Source organism: Mucilaginibacter yixingensis (assembly GCF_041080815.1).
Classification (GTDB): Bacteria; Bacteroidota; Bacteroidia; order Sphingobacteriales; family Sphingobacteriaceae; genus Mucilaginibacter; species Mucilaginibacter yixingensis.
On sequence record NZ_CP160205.1, the window covers coordinates 3,210,368 to 3,227,090 of the forward strand.

A 16,723-nucleotide genomic window follows, 5' to 3' on the forward strand; every position below is an offset into this window, starting at 1 on the left:
AATGTTGCAAGTATTCCCGGCCAACGATACTGAAGGAAACAACCACATGTGGTTGTTTCCTTTTTTTATAACAATAAAACTCTCATCATCAGTCAGTTACTATCTAACAAACAATGATTAGACTTTTTTGTGAATCAGTCTATAAGGCGCGAAGAGGGACGTGTGGCAAGCTTTTTTGTGGTTCGATGTCCACTTAAAATCACCATTACTTGTGAAAGCTATTTCGATAATGGCTCTCCGTCAACGATTTAGTGAAATATGGCTATTGAACATATTGTTACCTTAAATTTTAAATTAGCAGTAAGTATTAGTTGTAAAAACAGCTGGAGAATGAATTATATTTGATAACAATTCTCAATAGTACCTATTTGAATAAAACCTAACTCACAATGTGTCGCAAGCTCTTTCTGCTGTTTATATTTCCATTTTTTTGTTTCGCCGTTGATGCTCAAACACCTATTATCTCATCGTTTAGCCCCCTATCGGCTGGGATAGGTTCACAAATAACTATCAACGGTGACAATTTTAACACAAACGCTACAGACAATATTGTTTATTTCGGCTATGTAAAAGCTGTGGTAAAATCGGCATCAAAAACACAGCTTACCGTAACGGTCCCGCAAAGCGCAACCAACAAACCCATATCGGTACTTAATGCGGTCACGCATCTTACTGCATATTCCTCTTTGCCTTTCAGTATAACATTTGCCGGCAATGGTAACGTCAGTTCGGGCGATTTTGACCTGTCTCAAACGCTGTCCTATAAAAACGTAAGCCCAATTGTTATGGCTGACTTTGACAGCGATGGCAAACCAGATGTGGTAACAGCCGACGAGCTGCATGAAAATCTTTTATTACTACACAACAGTACCCAACAGGGAAGCAAGCTTACTTTTGACACCTCATACGTCCATAATTATGATGATTTTGGAATAATGAGAGCTGCTGACGTAAATGGCGATGGCAAACCGGACATTATTATCAAGACCACATATAGCGATATAATTAAGGTACATATCAATACATCTGTTAGCGGTAAAATTAGTTTTGCCTACCCGGTAAACTTCGCCTTAAGCGCACAGTATTGTAATGCCATAGATGTTGCTGATATTGATGGAGATGGCATGCCGGATATTATTGCAAACACAGGTGATAAAAGTATTAGCATACTCCGCAACACCAGTACTTCCACAACTTTGTCTTTTGACAAACCTGTAACCACAGACGCCATCGCATTAGCGGTTACTATGAGAATTGCCGATCTGAATGCCGACGGCAAACCAGATATCGTTGTTGCCACCAATACCGACCCTGGTACCCAAATTGGAACCATCGCTGTTTTAACCAATAATTCATCCCCAGGTAATATCTCATTCAATCTCGGCGCCGCCCGGTATACAGGAGCGCCTGCGTTTGATCTGGGCGATGTTAACGGCGATGGCAAACCCGATCTGGTAACGGGAGATAAAACAACTTTCAAACTATATGTATATCAAAACAATACAGCTACCAACCAACCCGTAACTTTCCAGCAACCTTTGTTTGTTGCAAATGAAGCGCCCCTGCTAAGCCAGATACTTATACAAGATATTGATGGCGATGGCAAAAACGACATACTGGTTAGTGGCAACGGCATTAACCTGTGGCGCAATATCTCGGGCTCATCATTGATATTTGATATGAAGGTGAGTGTAAGCAATGCAAGCTATAATGTGTTAAATGGATGCGATTTGGACGGAGATAACAAAACCGACTTTCTCGTAAACGATGGCATCAATCAACTCGCCGTTATCAGAAACAATACACAAACGCCCCCGCCGCCAGGGCCGGTTGTTACATCGGTCAGCCCGCTAAGCGGTCAGGTAGGCGCTACAGTTACTATAAGCGGCAGCGGATTTAATGGTACTGTCGCTAATAATGTAGTATTTTTTGGCCCCGTACAAGGAACGGTTAGTGCAGCGTCTGCAACACAGCTTACTGTTAAAGTGCCGGCAGGCTCATCCTTTCAACCTATTGCTGTCGTTAACACCGCTACACACCTGCAAACGATATCTTCACAGTGGTTTACGCCTACTTATCCTACAAAAAAAGAGATTTATCCGTCAGATTTTCAGGCCCAGGTAAACATCCCTTCAAACAACTACATTTCAAACCAGCAGGTGGCCGATATAGACGGAGATGGCAAGCCTGACCTTGTTTACGCCAATACAGGCACAGGTGCCGTATCAATATATCTTAATAAATCAACAGGCGGACCTTTAACCAGTACATCCCTGGCAACAAAAGTTGATGTCAACGCGCCCTCAGAACATCCCTTCTGTACGCGGATAGCCGACATGAACAATGATGGCAAGCCCGATATTCTATACATCGTAGGCAACTCCAGCAGCAAATTAGTCTTATTACTCAACACGTCTAAACCAGGCTCGGTATCATTTGTACAGTCATACAGCCACGAAGCATTTTCATCTATGACCGATATGGTTACCGGCGATTTTGATAACGATGGTAAAACAGATTTTGCATTTATACGCCCTAATGATATTGTTTTTTACCGCAACACCACCCCAACTACAGGTAACATAGGTACAATGACATTTGCAGAGTCTATCACCTTAAAAGGCGTTGCCAGCCCCTCAAGCTTAAATGCGGCTGATATGGACGGTGATGGCAAACTTGATATGGTATTTACTGAAAACGGCGGCATGGCAGCCTTTCTTAATACCTCTATCCCCGGTGCCATTAATTTTACTGCCATACCGGCACGTATATCAGGTACAGGAGGTTTGGCCAAGGTAGCCGATATAGACGGCGATGGCAAGCTCGATGTGATATCAATGTACTCAACCAGCGTTATTACACTGGTCCGCAACACGTCTGTAAAAGGAAGCTTAAGCTTTGATAATGCCGTTGTTCTGCCTGCTACCTATAGCGTTAATGGTAGCTATGTACTTAATGTAGCCGATATGGACGGCGATGGCAAGCCCGATCTGGTTTTTGGCGACCAAAATACAGTTGGAATTATGCGTAATACGGCTGTAAACGGAAGTTTCAGTACCGATTCTTTTTCGCCCAAGATAAACCTGCCGGTTACAGCATCGCCCTACTCCATCAACATAGCCGATATGAACGGCGATGGCAAACCCGATATTATTGCCACAGACCAAAGCAGTATTTCATTGATGGGCTATATTGGCGACCCTTTGCACAATCCACCCGTCATCTCCTCATTTACGCCTGCATCAGCAGCTACAGATGCAGTAGTAACTCTGATTGGCAGCTATTTTACCGGCACCAAATCACTTACTTTTGGCGGGGTACCTGTTACCAGCTTCAAGGTAGTATCAGCAGATACCATTCAAGCGGTTGTTTCATTGGGGAACCCATCCGGTGATATCGTTATCATAACTGCCGACGGTAAATACACAGCCAAAGGCTTCACATTTATTCCACCGCCTGTAGTTACCAGTTTCAGCCCATCTGCGGCAGCCACAGGCGAGAAAGTGACGATTACCGGCACCGGTTTTAACGGAGTTACCGCAGTGAGGTTTGGAGGCGTACCTGCGGCATCATTTACCGTAACGTCTGCCACCACTATACAGGCAGTTATTGGCACAGGTGGTACCGGCACTGTTACTGTAACCGCAGCGAGTGGTACTGGCGCCCTGGGCGGATTTAAGTACCCGCTGCCCACTATCAGCATCTCGGGCGATCAAAGTTATGGGTATATTACAGGCAAGGCTATTACACCTATAAAAACAATAAACAAAGGCGGGGTGATCCCTAACGGCCTGTATGGTAAAGTTACCACCCTGGCAGGCAGCCGCAGCCCCGGCGCCGTTGACGCGGTGGGCACCCTGGCCAGTTTTAATAACCCGGCAAATCTAACAATTGACTATGACGGCAATTTGTTTGTGGTAGACCAGGGAAACAATGCTATCAGGAAGGTGACACCCGATGGTACCGTTACCACCTATGCAGGCACAAAAAAGGCCGGGCATGATGACGGCCCCCGGGCTACTGCCACTTTTGGTTCGCCATATACTATAGCCATGGATGTTACAGGTAATATGTATGTGTTTGACAACAACAGCAACACTATTCGTAAAATCACGCCCAACTCAGGAGTTACAACATTTGCCCAGGGCAATAACATACTACACCAATCTAATGCCTTTACAACCGACCTGCAAAACAACCTGTACACCAGCCAATCTCAGGATAAAGATGTTTTAAAAATTATGCCTGACGGAACAACCAACGTGTTGGCCACCCCAAGTTCATCAGGAGCCAACAATAGTCTATCACCCGCTGGCCTGGCTGCTGATGCCAATGGAAATATCTGGGTAACTGACTATAATGCAAGGCTAATCAGGAAGATAATGCCAGACGGAACCTTGTCTACGCTGGCCGGTAACAGCAATGCCCCATACGGCAGTCGCGATGGCGTAGGCACAAATGCTACGTTTACCGATCCGGTCGCTATGGCTTTAGACCAGGCGGGCAATGCTTATATTTCAGACTCCTGGTCATTTATTATCCGAAAAATGGCGCCCGATGGCATGGTAACTACCTTAGCCGGAAATGGCAAAGATGGTTATGCTGACGGCATTGGTACCGCCTCCAGCTTTTCGTACACGGGCGGCCTTTGCCCCGATGCTATGGGCAACTTATATGTGTGCGATGGCAATCAGCAGATACGCAAAATAATCATCACAGGCTATGCCATTAGTCCTGCCTTGCCTGATGGCATGGTGTTGAATGAAGACGGCACAATCAGCGGAACACCAACCGCAGCAGCCACAGCTACCGACTACACCATCACAGCATACAATGGCAGCGGCAGCAGCACTTGTAAAGTTAACATTGCGGTATCATTATCGGCACCGCCAACAATCACCTCCTTTACGCCCACCAGCGCAGGCATTGGCGCAAAGGTTACCATTACTGGAACAAACTTTACAGGCACCACCACAGTAAGCTTTGGCGGCATGGCAGCTACAGATTTTACCGTACAATCATCTACCAGCATATTAGCCACGGTTGCCACAGGTACAACCGGCAATATAGCCGTTACCACGCCAAGCGGCACGGCAACCCTGGCCGGTTTTTCCTTTACCGGACCAAAAATTGATTCATTCTCGCCCGCCAGCGCAGCAACCGGTGGTTCGGTAACCATTACGGGCGAGGGCTTCACCGACGCCACTTCGGTTAGTTTTGGCGGTACACCCGCTACCTCATTCGTTATCAATTCGTCTACCAGCATTACAGCCGTTGTTGGAGCTGGCTCAACCGGTTATATTTCAGTTACTACGCCCAATGGCACAAGCTCATCTCAAAACGGATTTGTTAAAGTAACTACGCCGCCTGCAAATATTAGTTACGGCAATGCGCAAACCTACACTGTGGCCACGCCAATTACACCGCTTACCCCGCTAAATACCGGAAGTGAAGTACCCTTAGCAACCTATGGAAATGTATCAGTATTGGCCGGTAGCGGCTTTCCGGGATATGCTGAAGGGCAGGGTAGCGCAGCAGCATTTACCGACCCGCTGGCCATTGCAATGACTCCTGACGGGAATTTTTATGTAGCTGATAATAATAACCCTTCATCTATCAGAAAAGTTACTCCTGGTGGCCTTGTAAGCACTTTTGTTGCCAATAGCGCGCTGGGCACCTCTAATACCAGCGGCTATTTTATGCTGACAGGTATTACTGCCGATGCATCAGGCAATCTTTATGTGGCGTTAGGGTATGATAATGTAATAAAAAAGATAACACCGCAAGGCGTTGTAAGCCTCTTTGCCGGAAGTGGCGTAGCCGGTTCTGCAGACGGCAAGGGTCAATTAGCCAGCTTTAACGGTCCAAGAGGCTTAGCCGTTGGACCGGATGGGGCTGTTTATGTAGCTGATGTAAGCAACCACATGATTCGCAAAATCACGCCAGATGGTACCGTGACCACCCTGGCCGGCAATACAGTATATGGCAATGCCAATGGAACCGGCATGGCGGCAAGCTTTCATCAGCCGATGGGGGTTTGTGTGGACATTTTTGGAAATGTATATGTTGCCGATGGTGCAAATAACCTTATACGTAAAATAACCCCTGCCGGCACAGTATCTACGTTTGCGGGTAGCGGCAAACAAGGCTTTGCCGATGGCAAGGCAACAGAAGCAGCATTTAATGCGCCCTGGGCCGTAACCGTAGATGATTTAGGAAACGTTTATGTGATGGATATACTGAACAACCGAATGCGTAAAATAACCCAGGATGGAATGGTAAGCACGGTTGCTAATAACTTCAACTTCCCAGTATCCGTTATCCTGGACAACGCAGGCAATGCGCTTATTGTAGAGCAGTCCGGTCCACAAATAAAAAAGGTATCACTTAGTGGTTACGCCATTACGCCTGCTTTGCCGGCCGGATTAACTTTTGAAGCCACCACGGGCATCATTAGCGGTACGCCCACCCAGGTTTTCCCGGCAACAGATTTTTTTGTTACAGCTTATACGAAAAATGGAGCAAGCACTGCTACAGTAAACATTAAGGTTAATCCGTTTACCTTACCGGTAAATAATTTCCTGGTGTCATCTAACAGTGTTACCTGCCGCGGAGCAAACAATGGCTCCATCACCATAACAGCCAACAAGGCCACCTATAATTACACAGCAACCCTAACCGGTAGTAATGTAAATACTCAATTGCCATTTACCACCTCCACAACTTTTAACAATTTATTGCCAGGCAGTTATAATGTGTGCATTACCCTAGCCGGGCAACCCAATTACCAGAAATGTTATACCCTGGTAATTACCGAACCTAAAGATTTATCGGTATATGCAACGGTAAACCCAGACAGGCACAGTATCAGCCTTGCACTAAAGGGCGGAACAACTTATCAGGTTCAATTAAACGGCATTGTTGCTACATCAACCGACAGCCTGATTACCCTGCCGCTGGCGGCAGGAGCTAACAAACTGATAGTAACTACAGATAAAGCCTGCCAAGGCTTATTTGAACGCGTTATTGATATTGCCGACCAAATACTTCCCTACCCCAATCCTTTTACAGAAGTACTGAACATTAACATGGGATTTGAAAAAACGCATACAGCCGAGGTGAAGATATTTACTATTTACGGTCAGTTGATTTATCAAAAGAAATTTAATGAGCCAGCCGGCACGATTCAACTTAATTTGAGTAAAATAACAATGTCGGGGGTATATTCATTGCAAATGAGCACTGATAATGGTACAAAATTTTTTAAGATAGCAAGGAAATGAGAAAGCTTTTAATATGCATGCTCGCCACGTTGCTGTTTGCCGCGTGTAGCAGCAAAAAAGATGACACACAGAATGTGGCTGCCTTAGCGCCACCGCCGGAAAAAAGTAATTTACTGCTCCCTATTGCCAATTCTGTGTGTACTACCGGTACTGTAATATCAACCACACAAAGCAGCATAGCATTTAGCTGGACTGCAGCCACTAACGCCGAAAGTTATGATATTGTAATTAAAAACCTGATTACCAATACCACCGCGCAACAAACCACCGTTTCTCCACAAGTACAAATAACACTTGACAGGAACGCTCCTTACTCCTGGTATGTGGTATCCAAATCATCAAAAACTACTACAACAGCCCAAAGTGATGTATTTAAGTTTTACAGTGCTGGTTTGGGGATTGTTTATTATGCTCCTTTCCCTGCCGATGCTGTATCGCCCGAATATGGGGTAACCGTATCCGGCCAAACAACCAATTTGATTTGGAAAGGCACCAGTACAGATAATAATATAGTTGGATATGATGTTTACTTTGGTACAATCGCCTCTCCCCCGCTTTTTAAGAGTAACGTAACCGATGTGTTTCTTAACAACATCCCATTATCTACCGGTACCTTATATTATTGGCGTATTGTTACTAAGGATGCAAATGGCAATACATCATCTTCGGATACTTTTCAGTTTAAAACAAAATAGCAAAAAATCCCCTGGACCTGCAAACCGCAAAAGATTAGGGTTCGGTACCCTGATTTCCGGCCCAACGCTAAACATTACAGCCACTAAAGATGCGTTGAAAGCCGGATTTCGACATTTCGATTGCGCAGAACGCTATAAAACAAAAAAATTGATTCTCAATTAGTTAATGCATTTGTTTTTATACCAGCTCAAGGTCAGGCTTGAAGCACTTAAAGCATAAAAAACTATAAAACAACTAGTTACAAAACACAAACCGGTTCAAAATCGACAAAACCCATAAAACACAAAATACTGATAGTCCCGGAGACTGGTTCCACTGCAACCTCAGTCGACCAGTTTAATGAATAACCACAGTCTCCATTAAACCGGCATGGTTTAGGTTTCTATTTTAACAAATACTCTGAGCAGGAACCAGGCGACCAGGTACATACTGCTAAAAGAAATAAAAATAGGAATATAAGAATGACTGACTTGCAGAATGATACCCACAATAAGTGCCCCCAATGCACCACCTACTGCACCGAAAGTACCTGCCAGCCCGGTAAGCGTGCCTACCTTATTTTGTGGAAATATATCGCTCACGATAGTATAAATATTAGCCGCCCAGGCCTGATGTGCGGCTGTTGCCAATGAAATAAAGCCAACGGCCACCCACAAATGATTGGTGACGGCCGCAAAAGTGACCGGCAATGCCATTAAACCGCAAATTAGTATGGTGCGCTTACGTGCGCTATCCACCGAATGCCCGTGTTTAATTTGCCATGATGAATACCACCCGCCGGCGATGCTGCCCAGATCTGAAATTACATAAATGGCAATTATAGGCGCCGCCACATCCAACAGTTCGATATGAAAACGTGCGCTGAGAAACTTGGGCAGCCAGTATAAAAAGAACCACCATACCGGGTCGGTAAGAAAGCGACACAGACAGATGATCCATACGCGGCGGTCTTTTAGTAATAAGCGGAAGGGCACCTTTTCTTGCGTAGCAGTGGGTCTGTCGGCAAGGATATAGCTGCGTTCATCCGGGTGTAAGCCAGGGTGCTCATCCGGCTTACGATAAACAGCCAGCCAAAAGGCCAGCCAAATGAGACCTAGCAAACCGGTAACTAAAAATGCCCATTGCCACCCCCACTTGATAAATAACCACGGAATGAGCAGCGGTGCAATAATGGCACCAATATTCGAACCGCTGTTAAACAGGCCTGTAGCAAAAGCACGCTCTTTTACCGGAAACCAGCCCGCAACCGTTTTGATACAAGCCGGAAAGTTACCGGCCTCGCCAATACCCAGGGCAAAGCGCGCGACGATAAAACCCATAAGCGAGCGTGCCGCCGCATGCAGCATAGATACCACGCTCCAGATACTAATAAAGATGGTGAAGCCTTTTTTAGTGCCTATCTTATCCAGTATAGCCCCGGCGCACAACAAGCCAATGGCATAAGCCCATTTAAACGCAGAGATGATGATCCCATAATCGGCCTCCGACCATTTGAACATGCGCGTTAACTCTGGGGCCAAAATGCCCAGCACCTGCCTGTCAAGGTAATTGATGGAGGTGGCAAAAAACAGCAGTACGCATATTTTCCAGCGATACTTATGGCCATTATCTGTCAGGCCTGTACGTTCAGTCATCGTCAGCATGGGTATTATCAGTTTATAAAGATTGGCTTGCCAGGGCGGCAAGACATCTTAAAGGTTTTTTATAATTGGTACCGGCACTTGCCGGTGGGTATTAAGCGCCGTACCAGGGGTACGGCGCTGTGTTTGGCTACAGGATCAGAACCCGCCGGCAGCACCGCCATCTATCGGCAGAAAAACGCCGGTAATATATTCGGCGGCATCCGATGCAAGGAACAGTGCGGCGTTGCCAATGTCTTTAGGTTTGCCGAAACGGTTGAAGGGTATACGGCTCATAATCTTGTTCTTGCGTTGCTCGTCGGCATTGATAGCCTTGAACATCATGTCAGACTCGATCCAGCCCGGCGCTATCGCATTTACCCGCACATTATCGGCACTGTACTCGGCCATCATGGCGCGCATCAGGCCAATCAGGGCGGTTTTGGCGGTGGTATAGGCAACCACCTGTGTCATCCCCATAACGGCAGACATGGAGCTGATGAGTAAAATACTACCACGTTTGCGTGCCGACATGCGGTTAGCTACCTCGCGCGACAGACTGAAAACGCTGAGCAGATGCACCTGCAGCAAGGCTAAAAACTCCTGGTCGGTGGTATCTCTCATAAACTTTTTGAGGTGCTGCCCAGCATTGTTTACCAGTATATCTATGGGGCCAACTTCCTTTTCCAGACGCTCTACAAATGCCGGGAGTTCGGTTTGCTTCGATATATCCTGCACGTAATAACGTGCACCGTTGCCAATCTGCGCCACTGCTTCCTGTAAAACATCCTCACGACGGCCCGTAATAACTACCGTTGCGCCAGCCGCCGCGAATGACTGGGCGATGCCGAACCCGATCCCGGTACCGCCGCCGGTAACTAACGCTACACGCCCGTTTATATTTAAAATATCTATCATATCACTTTATCAATTACATAATGCCAAACTTTTTGAAAGCATCAACGGTGCTCATACCTTCTTCCAGCGCTTTCTGCACATGCTTTTCACCGCGGGCTTTTTCAATCGCCCCGGCAAAGGCCGCCTCTTCCGCTTCTTTTGGAATGATGAGCAGGCCGTCCACATCGCCATATACAATATCGCCGGGGCGTACTAACACCCCATTGAACTCAATGGGCACGCGATAGTCAAGCACCTTACCGCGTGGACCCTGGTCCTGCGCGTAGCTGCCTTTGGAAAAAGTAGGAAAATTAAGGCGGAGAATCTCCGGCGTATCGCGCGAGTAACCATCCATTACGGCGCCGGCCGCTTTCAGTTTCAGCGCACGGGTGCTCATTAAGCCGCCCCACAAGGCATAACGTGGAGAAGAGCCTGAACAGATGTAAACCTCGTTTTCCTGCAATTGATCCAGGGCCTCGAACATCAGTCCGAACGGTTGTTTCATTAACGGCAGGTGAGCATCGGGCGCCACTTCGCAAAACACGTCAGCCTCCAGCACAGGCATGGCGCGGCCAATAACTACCATATCGGCACGCAGCGGCTTGATATCGGGTGATACAAACTGGTGCAAGTAACCCAGTTTATCCAGCACGTCGCCTACAAGGGCGGTAAATAATTCCTTTTTGGCAATCTCAAAAAGTTCGTTGTCGTTATTCCAGAGTTTCATTTTTGATATTAAAAGTCAAAGTAATCGTTTGCGTTATTGTAGCAAATGGCTTCTACCATCTGCGCCAGCAGTTTCATGTCTTTAGGTATCTCGCCGTTCACCACATCGCGCCCCAGCAGGTTACACAGAATACGGCGAAAATATTCGTGGCGCGAGTACGACAGAAAGCTGCGCGAATCAGTTACCATCCCTACAAAATGGAACAGCAGGCCCATATTAGAGAGGGCATTAAGCTGTTTTTCCATCCCGTCTTTCTGATCCAGAAACCACCAGCCGGAGCCGTACTGAAAACGGCTCACCACCTTGCCGTTCTGAAAATTGCCAATCATAGTAGCAATCATCTCATTATCGCGTGGGTTGAGGTTATACAGAATGGTTTTGGCCAGCTTGCTTTCTTCTTCCAGACGATTAAAAAACGCGCCCATAGATGCGGCATAACTAAAATCATGAATAGAATCAAACCCTTTGGCTTCCCCAATCTCTCTGATGGCTTTGAGGTTTACGTTGCGGATTGCGCCCACGTGGTACTGCTGCACCCAGCCTTTTTCAAAGTCCATCACAGCGAAGTTATACAACATGCAGGCAGCAAACATTTGTTCTTCCATCGGTGAAACAGCCTGACCGGTTCTTAATTTCCCGAAGATTGATTTGATCTCTGCATCGGTATAAGCCGTAACGGGGAAAGGTCCGTCCAACCCGTGGTCTGACAACCGGCAGCCCATGCTATGGAAAAACTCGTGCCGCTGATGCAGGGCCTGCAGGTAATCGTCAAACGTGGCAATGTTTTTATTACAACTAGTCGCCAGTTTATCTATATAAACGTTGAATTTCTGTACGTTTTGTACGGCAATGGCATTATCGGGCCGCCAGGCGGTGGATACTTTTACCCCAAAGCCATCAGCCTGAATAGCGGCATGATGCTCAAGCGTATCAATCGGGTCCTCGGTAGTGCAAACGGTTTTGACATTAAATTTATGCAACAACCCACGCACGCTAAAGCCTTCGCTTTGCAGCAATTCGGTTCCTTTCTGATAAATACGATCGCCGGAGGCTGCATTGAGTATCTCTGTAATGCCAAACGGATATTTAAGTTCGAGGTGCGTCCAATGATACAGCGGATTGCGCAATGTGTAAGGCACGGTTTCTGCCCATTTGTTAAACTTCTCCTTATCGGAGGCCGCTCCGGTACAATAATGCTCATCAATACCGTGGGTGCGCATAGCACGCCATTTGTAATGATCGCCTTCCAGCCAAATCTGCGAGAGGTTTTCAAAACGGCGATCCAGCGCAATATCAGCCGGTGGAAGATGGCAGTGGTAATCTATAATAGGAATTTTTGCTGCATAATCATGGTAAAGCTCTCTCGCTACGTCGCTCTGCAACAGAAAATCTGGATGAACTATGGGGTTTTCAATTTGCATCAGGCGGTAGTGACTTTATAAGATGTACAATTGTTTTCAATCTGATCCCAATCCAGCTCCGCCCCTATCCCCGGCGTTTCGGGTACGTGGATCATCCCTTTATCGTCAATCGGCAGCGGTGTTTTCATCGGGAACTGAAACACATCCTCGGGTATAAAAAGTTCAAAATATTCGCAATTACGGATAGCGCAGCTTATATGCAGGTTAGCCATTTCGAGCGGGCCTGTAGTAGTAGTATGGATTTCGCATTGCATACCAAAAGCCTCGGCCAGGTGCGCAATTTTGAGCGTACCGGTGATGCCGTGCTTCCATGACACATCGGCACGTACAATATCTACAGCCTGTTGCTGGATAGCCTGTGCCACACCCCAGTGCGCGCCACGGGTAGTTTCTGTACCGGCAATGGGTATATCCAGCGCCGCAGCGAGCTGAGCATATTTGCGCAATTCAAAATCGCGGAAGGGTTCTTCAAACCAGTAGTAATCCAGTTTTTCCAGATGGCGGCCCACTTTAATAGCCTGCTCTAAAGTATATTCGGCTACAGGGTCAGTCATCAGCACGGCATCAGGGCCTAGTTCATCGCGCAGGGCCTGGTGCACATCCATATCCATTTTCCAGCCGCCTGGCGGATGCGGCTTGTAGGCATTAATACCTTTAGAGGCATAATGTTTGGCCTCTACCACATATTCGTCAACTGTTTGATGAAACAGGCTGCTGGCGTAAACAGGAAGCGAGGTGCGGTAAGCACCCAAATATTTGTACAATGGCAGGTTAGCAGCTTTGGCAGCCAGATCCCACAGCGCTACATCAATAGGGCCAGGCAGGTATACCGGGAAGAAGGTGATGTGCCGGTCTATCGTCCAGAACTCCTGCCAGATGGCCTCACGCTCATAAATACTACGATCGATGATGACGGGAATAATGTTATCGGTAATATAACTCTGCGTTACATTGCCCGAGCGTGGAGCCATCGCACTGACTTCGCTCACCAGGCCGGTATCAGTAGTAAGCCGAACTATTACAATATCCCACGGCATTGGCGAACGACCCTGACGGGCATTGTCAAACAGCGGGAGATTACGTTTTACCAACCAGGTTTCTACTTTTTTAATAATATGGTCCTGCATTGTCTTGTTTAAAATGATTTACGGTCTATGAGTCTGAATTGGTTGCGGATCTGTGCTTTTGAGCGATTAAGAATAAGGTCTGTAATATTGCGCCCCATCTCCCCGAAGTTTGTGGAAATTGTAGCAATTCCCTCGCCAATCAGCTCTTTAAGCGGATACTCGTTATAAGAAATAATACCCATGTTTTTACCCGGGCGAAGGTTAGCCGCACGCACAGCTTTGACCAATTGAACCAGGTCGGCGTCTTCAACCACGATATACAATTCGTCACTTTGTGGTACGCGGGTGGCCACATGCTCTATAATTTCAAAGGCGAAACCATATGCTGCACAAAATGCCATAAACCCTTTTTGTGTATAAATGGCGTTATAGCGCGATGGGTTACCCGATACCAGTACCAGCCTTTGGTACTTCCTGATTTTCACGAGTATTTCGGTCAGCATATCATAGATATCCATTTCGAAATACTGACAAACCGAGGGGTATTTTTTCCCCCAATCAGCGTAGCCAATGTCAAGGATATAAACTTTATCCTGAGGTAAGATGTCTAACGATGTTTTGGCGCCTTTGCCTGATACCGGCATGATAACATAAGCCGTGTATTTGCCCGCACTCTTTTCAATAAGGGTATTAAAAACGTCTGCATTGTCATGATGGAAGTAAATATCAACTACTCCTTTATCAGCAAGTGCATCTTTAATACTCTCGTAGATCTCCTCTTTGTAGGCGGTTAGGTTATTAAACAGCACAAAGATGTTATGCCGCAGATCCGTTTTATGACTGGCTACGAAATAGCCTTTGTACTGTACAGAGGTAATGAGGCCAGCCTGTTTGAGATGCTCAAAGGCCTGAACTACGGTTTTCCTGGCAACACCCGTACTTTCAGCTACTTCATTAACAGACGCAATTTTATCACCAATCCTCAGTTCGCCATTATCAATAGCATCCATTACAGAACTAATAATCTGTTGATATTTCGGTTTACCGGATGAAGAATCTAATATGATAGGTGACATACGTTAATATGAGCATAAGCATTGCCCAGACTTTTAGGCGCGCTTATTTTACTTAGGTTTAAAGCAACCTTGAAAGGCGCAACCGGTTTCTTTTACAACCGGGCATCGTAAAAATATGAAGGACGAGTTAACTATACTACACTATACTACACTTTTGAAATAATTTTATTTTTTCTGAACAAATCAGTAAAAAAAGGCACCCTGAAATGATTTTCCTTACTGATAATCAACCAGAACAATTGATCTATTAGCAGGATGAAAATCCTGCTTCGATTTAAACCAGTTGCCAATGCACTACGCTATGCTATATTATTTCCGGATGCTTAAATTTGATAATACTTTAGATGAACACGCTTAAGCTATAACAGCAATGACAGAGAAGGACAGCAATACCATTCATTTACATGCTTCGGATAATGTGGTGGCCTGTAAGAAAACCTTGATGGAGGGCAGCACTATATTGATTATGAACAAACCTGTAGTAATAGCGGTAACGGTGGGGATTGGACATAAACTGGCCTGTAAGGATATTGCCCGCGGGGAAATTATTTTTAAGTACGGTGTACCTATCGGCAAAGCAACCGAGTATATCCCCTTCGGCAGCCATGTGCATACCCATAATATAGAAAGCAATTACATCCCCACTTATCTGATAGACTAATGAACCAGGAAATAACCGGATATCTGCGCTCTGACGGACGCAAGGGCATACGCAACATTTTAGTAATTGCTTACCTGGTTGAATGTGCCCACTTTGTAGCTGACGAGATTGCCTCTCATTTTAGGGGGCAGCCGGTTCATGTCATCGGGTTTAGTGGCTGTTACCCAAATACACACGCAGATCGGGTTATGAACGCACTCTGCGTTCACCCTAATGTTGGCGCGGTGCTCCTGCTTTCTCTGGGCTGCGAAAGTTTTAATAAACGGGGGCTTGCCAAGCAGATTGAGAACTCCGGGCGATCGGTGCATACCATTATCATTCAACAGGAAGGCGGTACCAGATCTTCCATCGCCCAGGGTTGTGAATGGGTAAATAGTGTTTTGCCGGTACTACAGCAGACGCCAAAAGTGCCTATAGATTTTAAGGACCTTATTGTTGGTACCATTTGCGGCGGCTCTGATGCCACCAGCGGTATCACCGCAAATCCCGGCGTAGGCAGGGCATTTGATAAGCTGGTGACATACGGTGCCACTACCATGTTTGAAGAAACAGGCGAAATGATTGGGCTTGAAAACCATATGGCCCAGCGCGCAGCTACCCCCGAACTGGCTGTTGAACTTGGCAACTCGGTAAATAAAGCCGCGCGTTATTACACCATTATGGGGCATGGCAGCTTTGCCCCCGGAAACGCAGATGGCGGCCTGTCTACCATCGAAGAAAAATCGATGGGTGCTTATTCTAAAAGCGGCCAATCCCCGATAAGCGGACTGCTAAAGCCCGGGGATATTCCGCGCAAGCCGGGTCTTTATCTGCTGGATGTGGTACCAGATGGAGAGCCTCGTTTTGGATTTCCGAACATTAATGACAGTGCAGAGATATCTGAGTTGATGGCCTGTGGTTGCCACATCATATTGTTTACTACAGGTCGCGGTTCTGTAGTAGGTTCGGCCATATCGCCGGTAATTAAAATATGCGCAAACCCAGAAACTTATGATCGGCTAAAAGACGACATGGACATTAATGCAGGGCGGATACTGACAGAAAACATTTCACTGGATGAGCTGGCAGACGATATCATTGGAAAAATAAGAGACACAATGGCCGGAGAACCCACTTGTTCGGAAGCGTTGGGACATCGTGAGTTTGTTTTATCCTATAAAAGCTTCGAGCCAGTAGGGCCTGCCTGCCTTCCGGCTTGATAATCGTATAATAAACTGTGTTCGGTGGTTATTTTCATACTAATCTGTGCCCTGGGGTATTATATTCGGTTGTTACC

At 46.4% G+C, this 16,723-nt stretch carries 10 protein-coding genes; 4 read left to right on the forward strand and 6 right to left on the reverse strand.

The window, feature by feature from the left end:
* Positions 1 to 389: 389 nt before the first annotated feature.
* Positions 390 to 7,283, forward strand: a complete 6,894-nt coding sequence (locus ABZR88_RS13015; protein ID WP_107826917.1) for an FG-GAP-like repeat-containing protein — start codon at positions 390 to 392, stop codon at positions 7,281 to 7,283.
* Entirely contained in the window at positions 7,280 to 7,978 is a 699-nt protein-coding gene (locus ABZR88_RS13020) for a hypothetical protein (protein WP_146166464.1), read from the forward strand. Before ABZR88_RS13015 ends, ABZR88_RS13020 begins: the two co-directional genes overlap by 4 nt.
* Positions 7,979 to 8,353: 375 nt before the next feature.
* Here the strand turns inward: ABZR88_RS13020 and ABZR88_RS13025 are convergent, their stop codons facing one another.
* The 6 genes from ABZR88_RS13025 to ABZR88_RS13050 form a co-directional block, all read right to left on the reverse strand.
* Positions 8,354 to 9,613 carry an MFS transporter gene (locus tag ABZR88_RS13025; protein ID WP_211309742.1) on the reverse strand — a complete coding sequence of 420 codons (1,260 nt, stop codon included), beginning with the start codon at positions 9,611 to 9,613 and terminating at the stop codon, positions 8,354 to 8,356.
* Between the two features lie 144 nt (positions 9,614 to 9,757).
* Positions 9,758 to 10,516 (reverse strand): SDR family NAD(P)-dependent oxidoreductase, encoded by a 759-nt coding sequence (locus ABZR88_RS13030; RefSeq protein WP_107826914.1) that lies wholly within the window; start codon positions 10,514 to 10,516, stop codon positions 9,758 to 9,760.
* 13 nt (positions 10,517 to 10,529) lie between these two features.
* Positions 10,530 to 11,222 carry an RraA family protein gene (locus ABZR88_RS13035; RefSeq protein WP_107826913.1) on the reverse strand — a complete coding sequence of 231 codons (693 nt, stop codon included), beginning with the start codon at positions 11,220 to 11,222 and terminating at the stop codon, positions 10,530 to 10,532.
* 8 nt (positions 11,223 to 11,230) lie between these two features.
* Complete coding sequence (gene uxaC / locus ABZR88_RS13040; protein ID WP_107826912.1) at positions 11,231 to 12,643, reverse strand: glucuronate isomerase; 1,413 nt, start codon at positions 12,641 to 12,643, stop codon at positions 11,231 to 11,233.
* A complete protein-coding gene (locus ABZR88_RS13045; protein WP_107826911.1) occupies positions 12,643 to 13,770 on the reverse strand; it encodes an enolase C-terminal domain-like protein in 1,128 nt (375 codons plus the stop codon). Before ABZR88_RS13045 ends, uxaC begins: the two co-directional genes overlap by 1 nt.
* 8 nt (positions 13,771 to 13,778) lie before the next feature.
* A complete protein-coding gene (locus ABZR88_RS13050) occupies positions 13,779 to 14,786 on the reverse strand; it encodes a GntR family transcriptional regulator (protein WP_107826910.1) in 1,008 nt (335 codons plus the stop codon).
* Positions 14,787 to 15,156: 370 nt separating this feature from the next.
* Here ABZR88_RS13050 and ABZR88_RS13055 point away from each other — a divergent pair, with 370 nt between their 5' ends.
* Both ABZR88_RS13055 and ABZR88_RS13060 read left to right on the forward strand, forming a co-directional pair.
* Positions 15,157 to 15,447 (forward strand): UxaA family hydrolase, encoded by a 291-nt coding sequence (locus ABZR88_RS13055; RefSeq protein ID WP_107826909.1) that lies wholly within the window; start codon positions 15,157 to 15,159, stop codon positions 15,445 to 15,447.
* Positions 15,447 to 16,646, forward strand: a complete 1,200-nt coding sequence (locus ABZR88_RS13060; protein WP_107826908.1) for a UxaA family hydrolase — start codon at positions 15,447 to 15,449, stop codon at positions 16,644 to 16,646. The genes ABZR88_RS13055 and ABZR88_RS13060 overlap by 1 nt, the downstream gene beginning before the upstream one ends.
* The last annotated feature ends 77 nt before the right edge of the window (positions 16,647 to 16,723 follow it).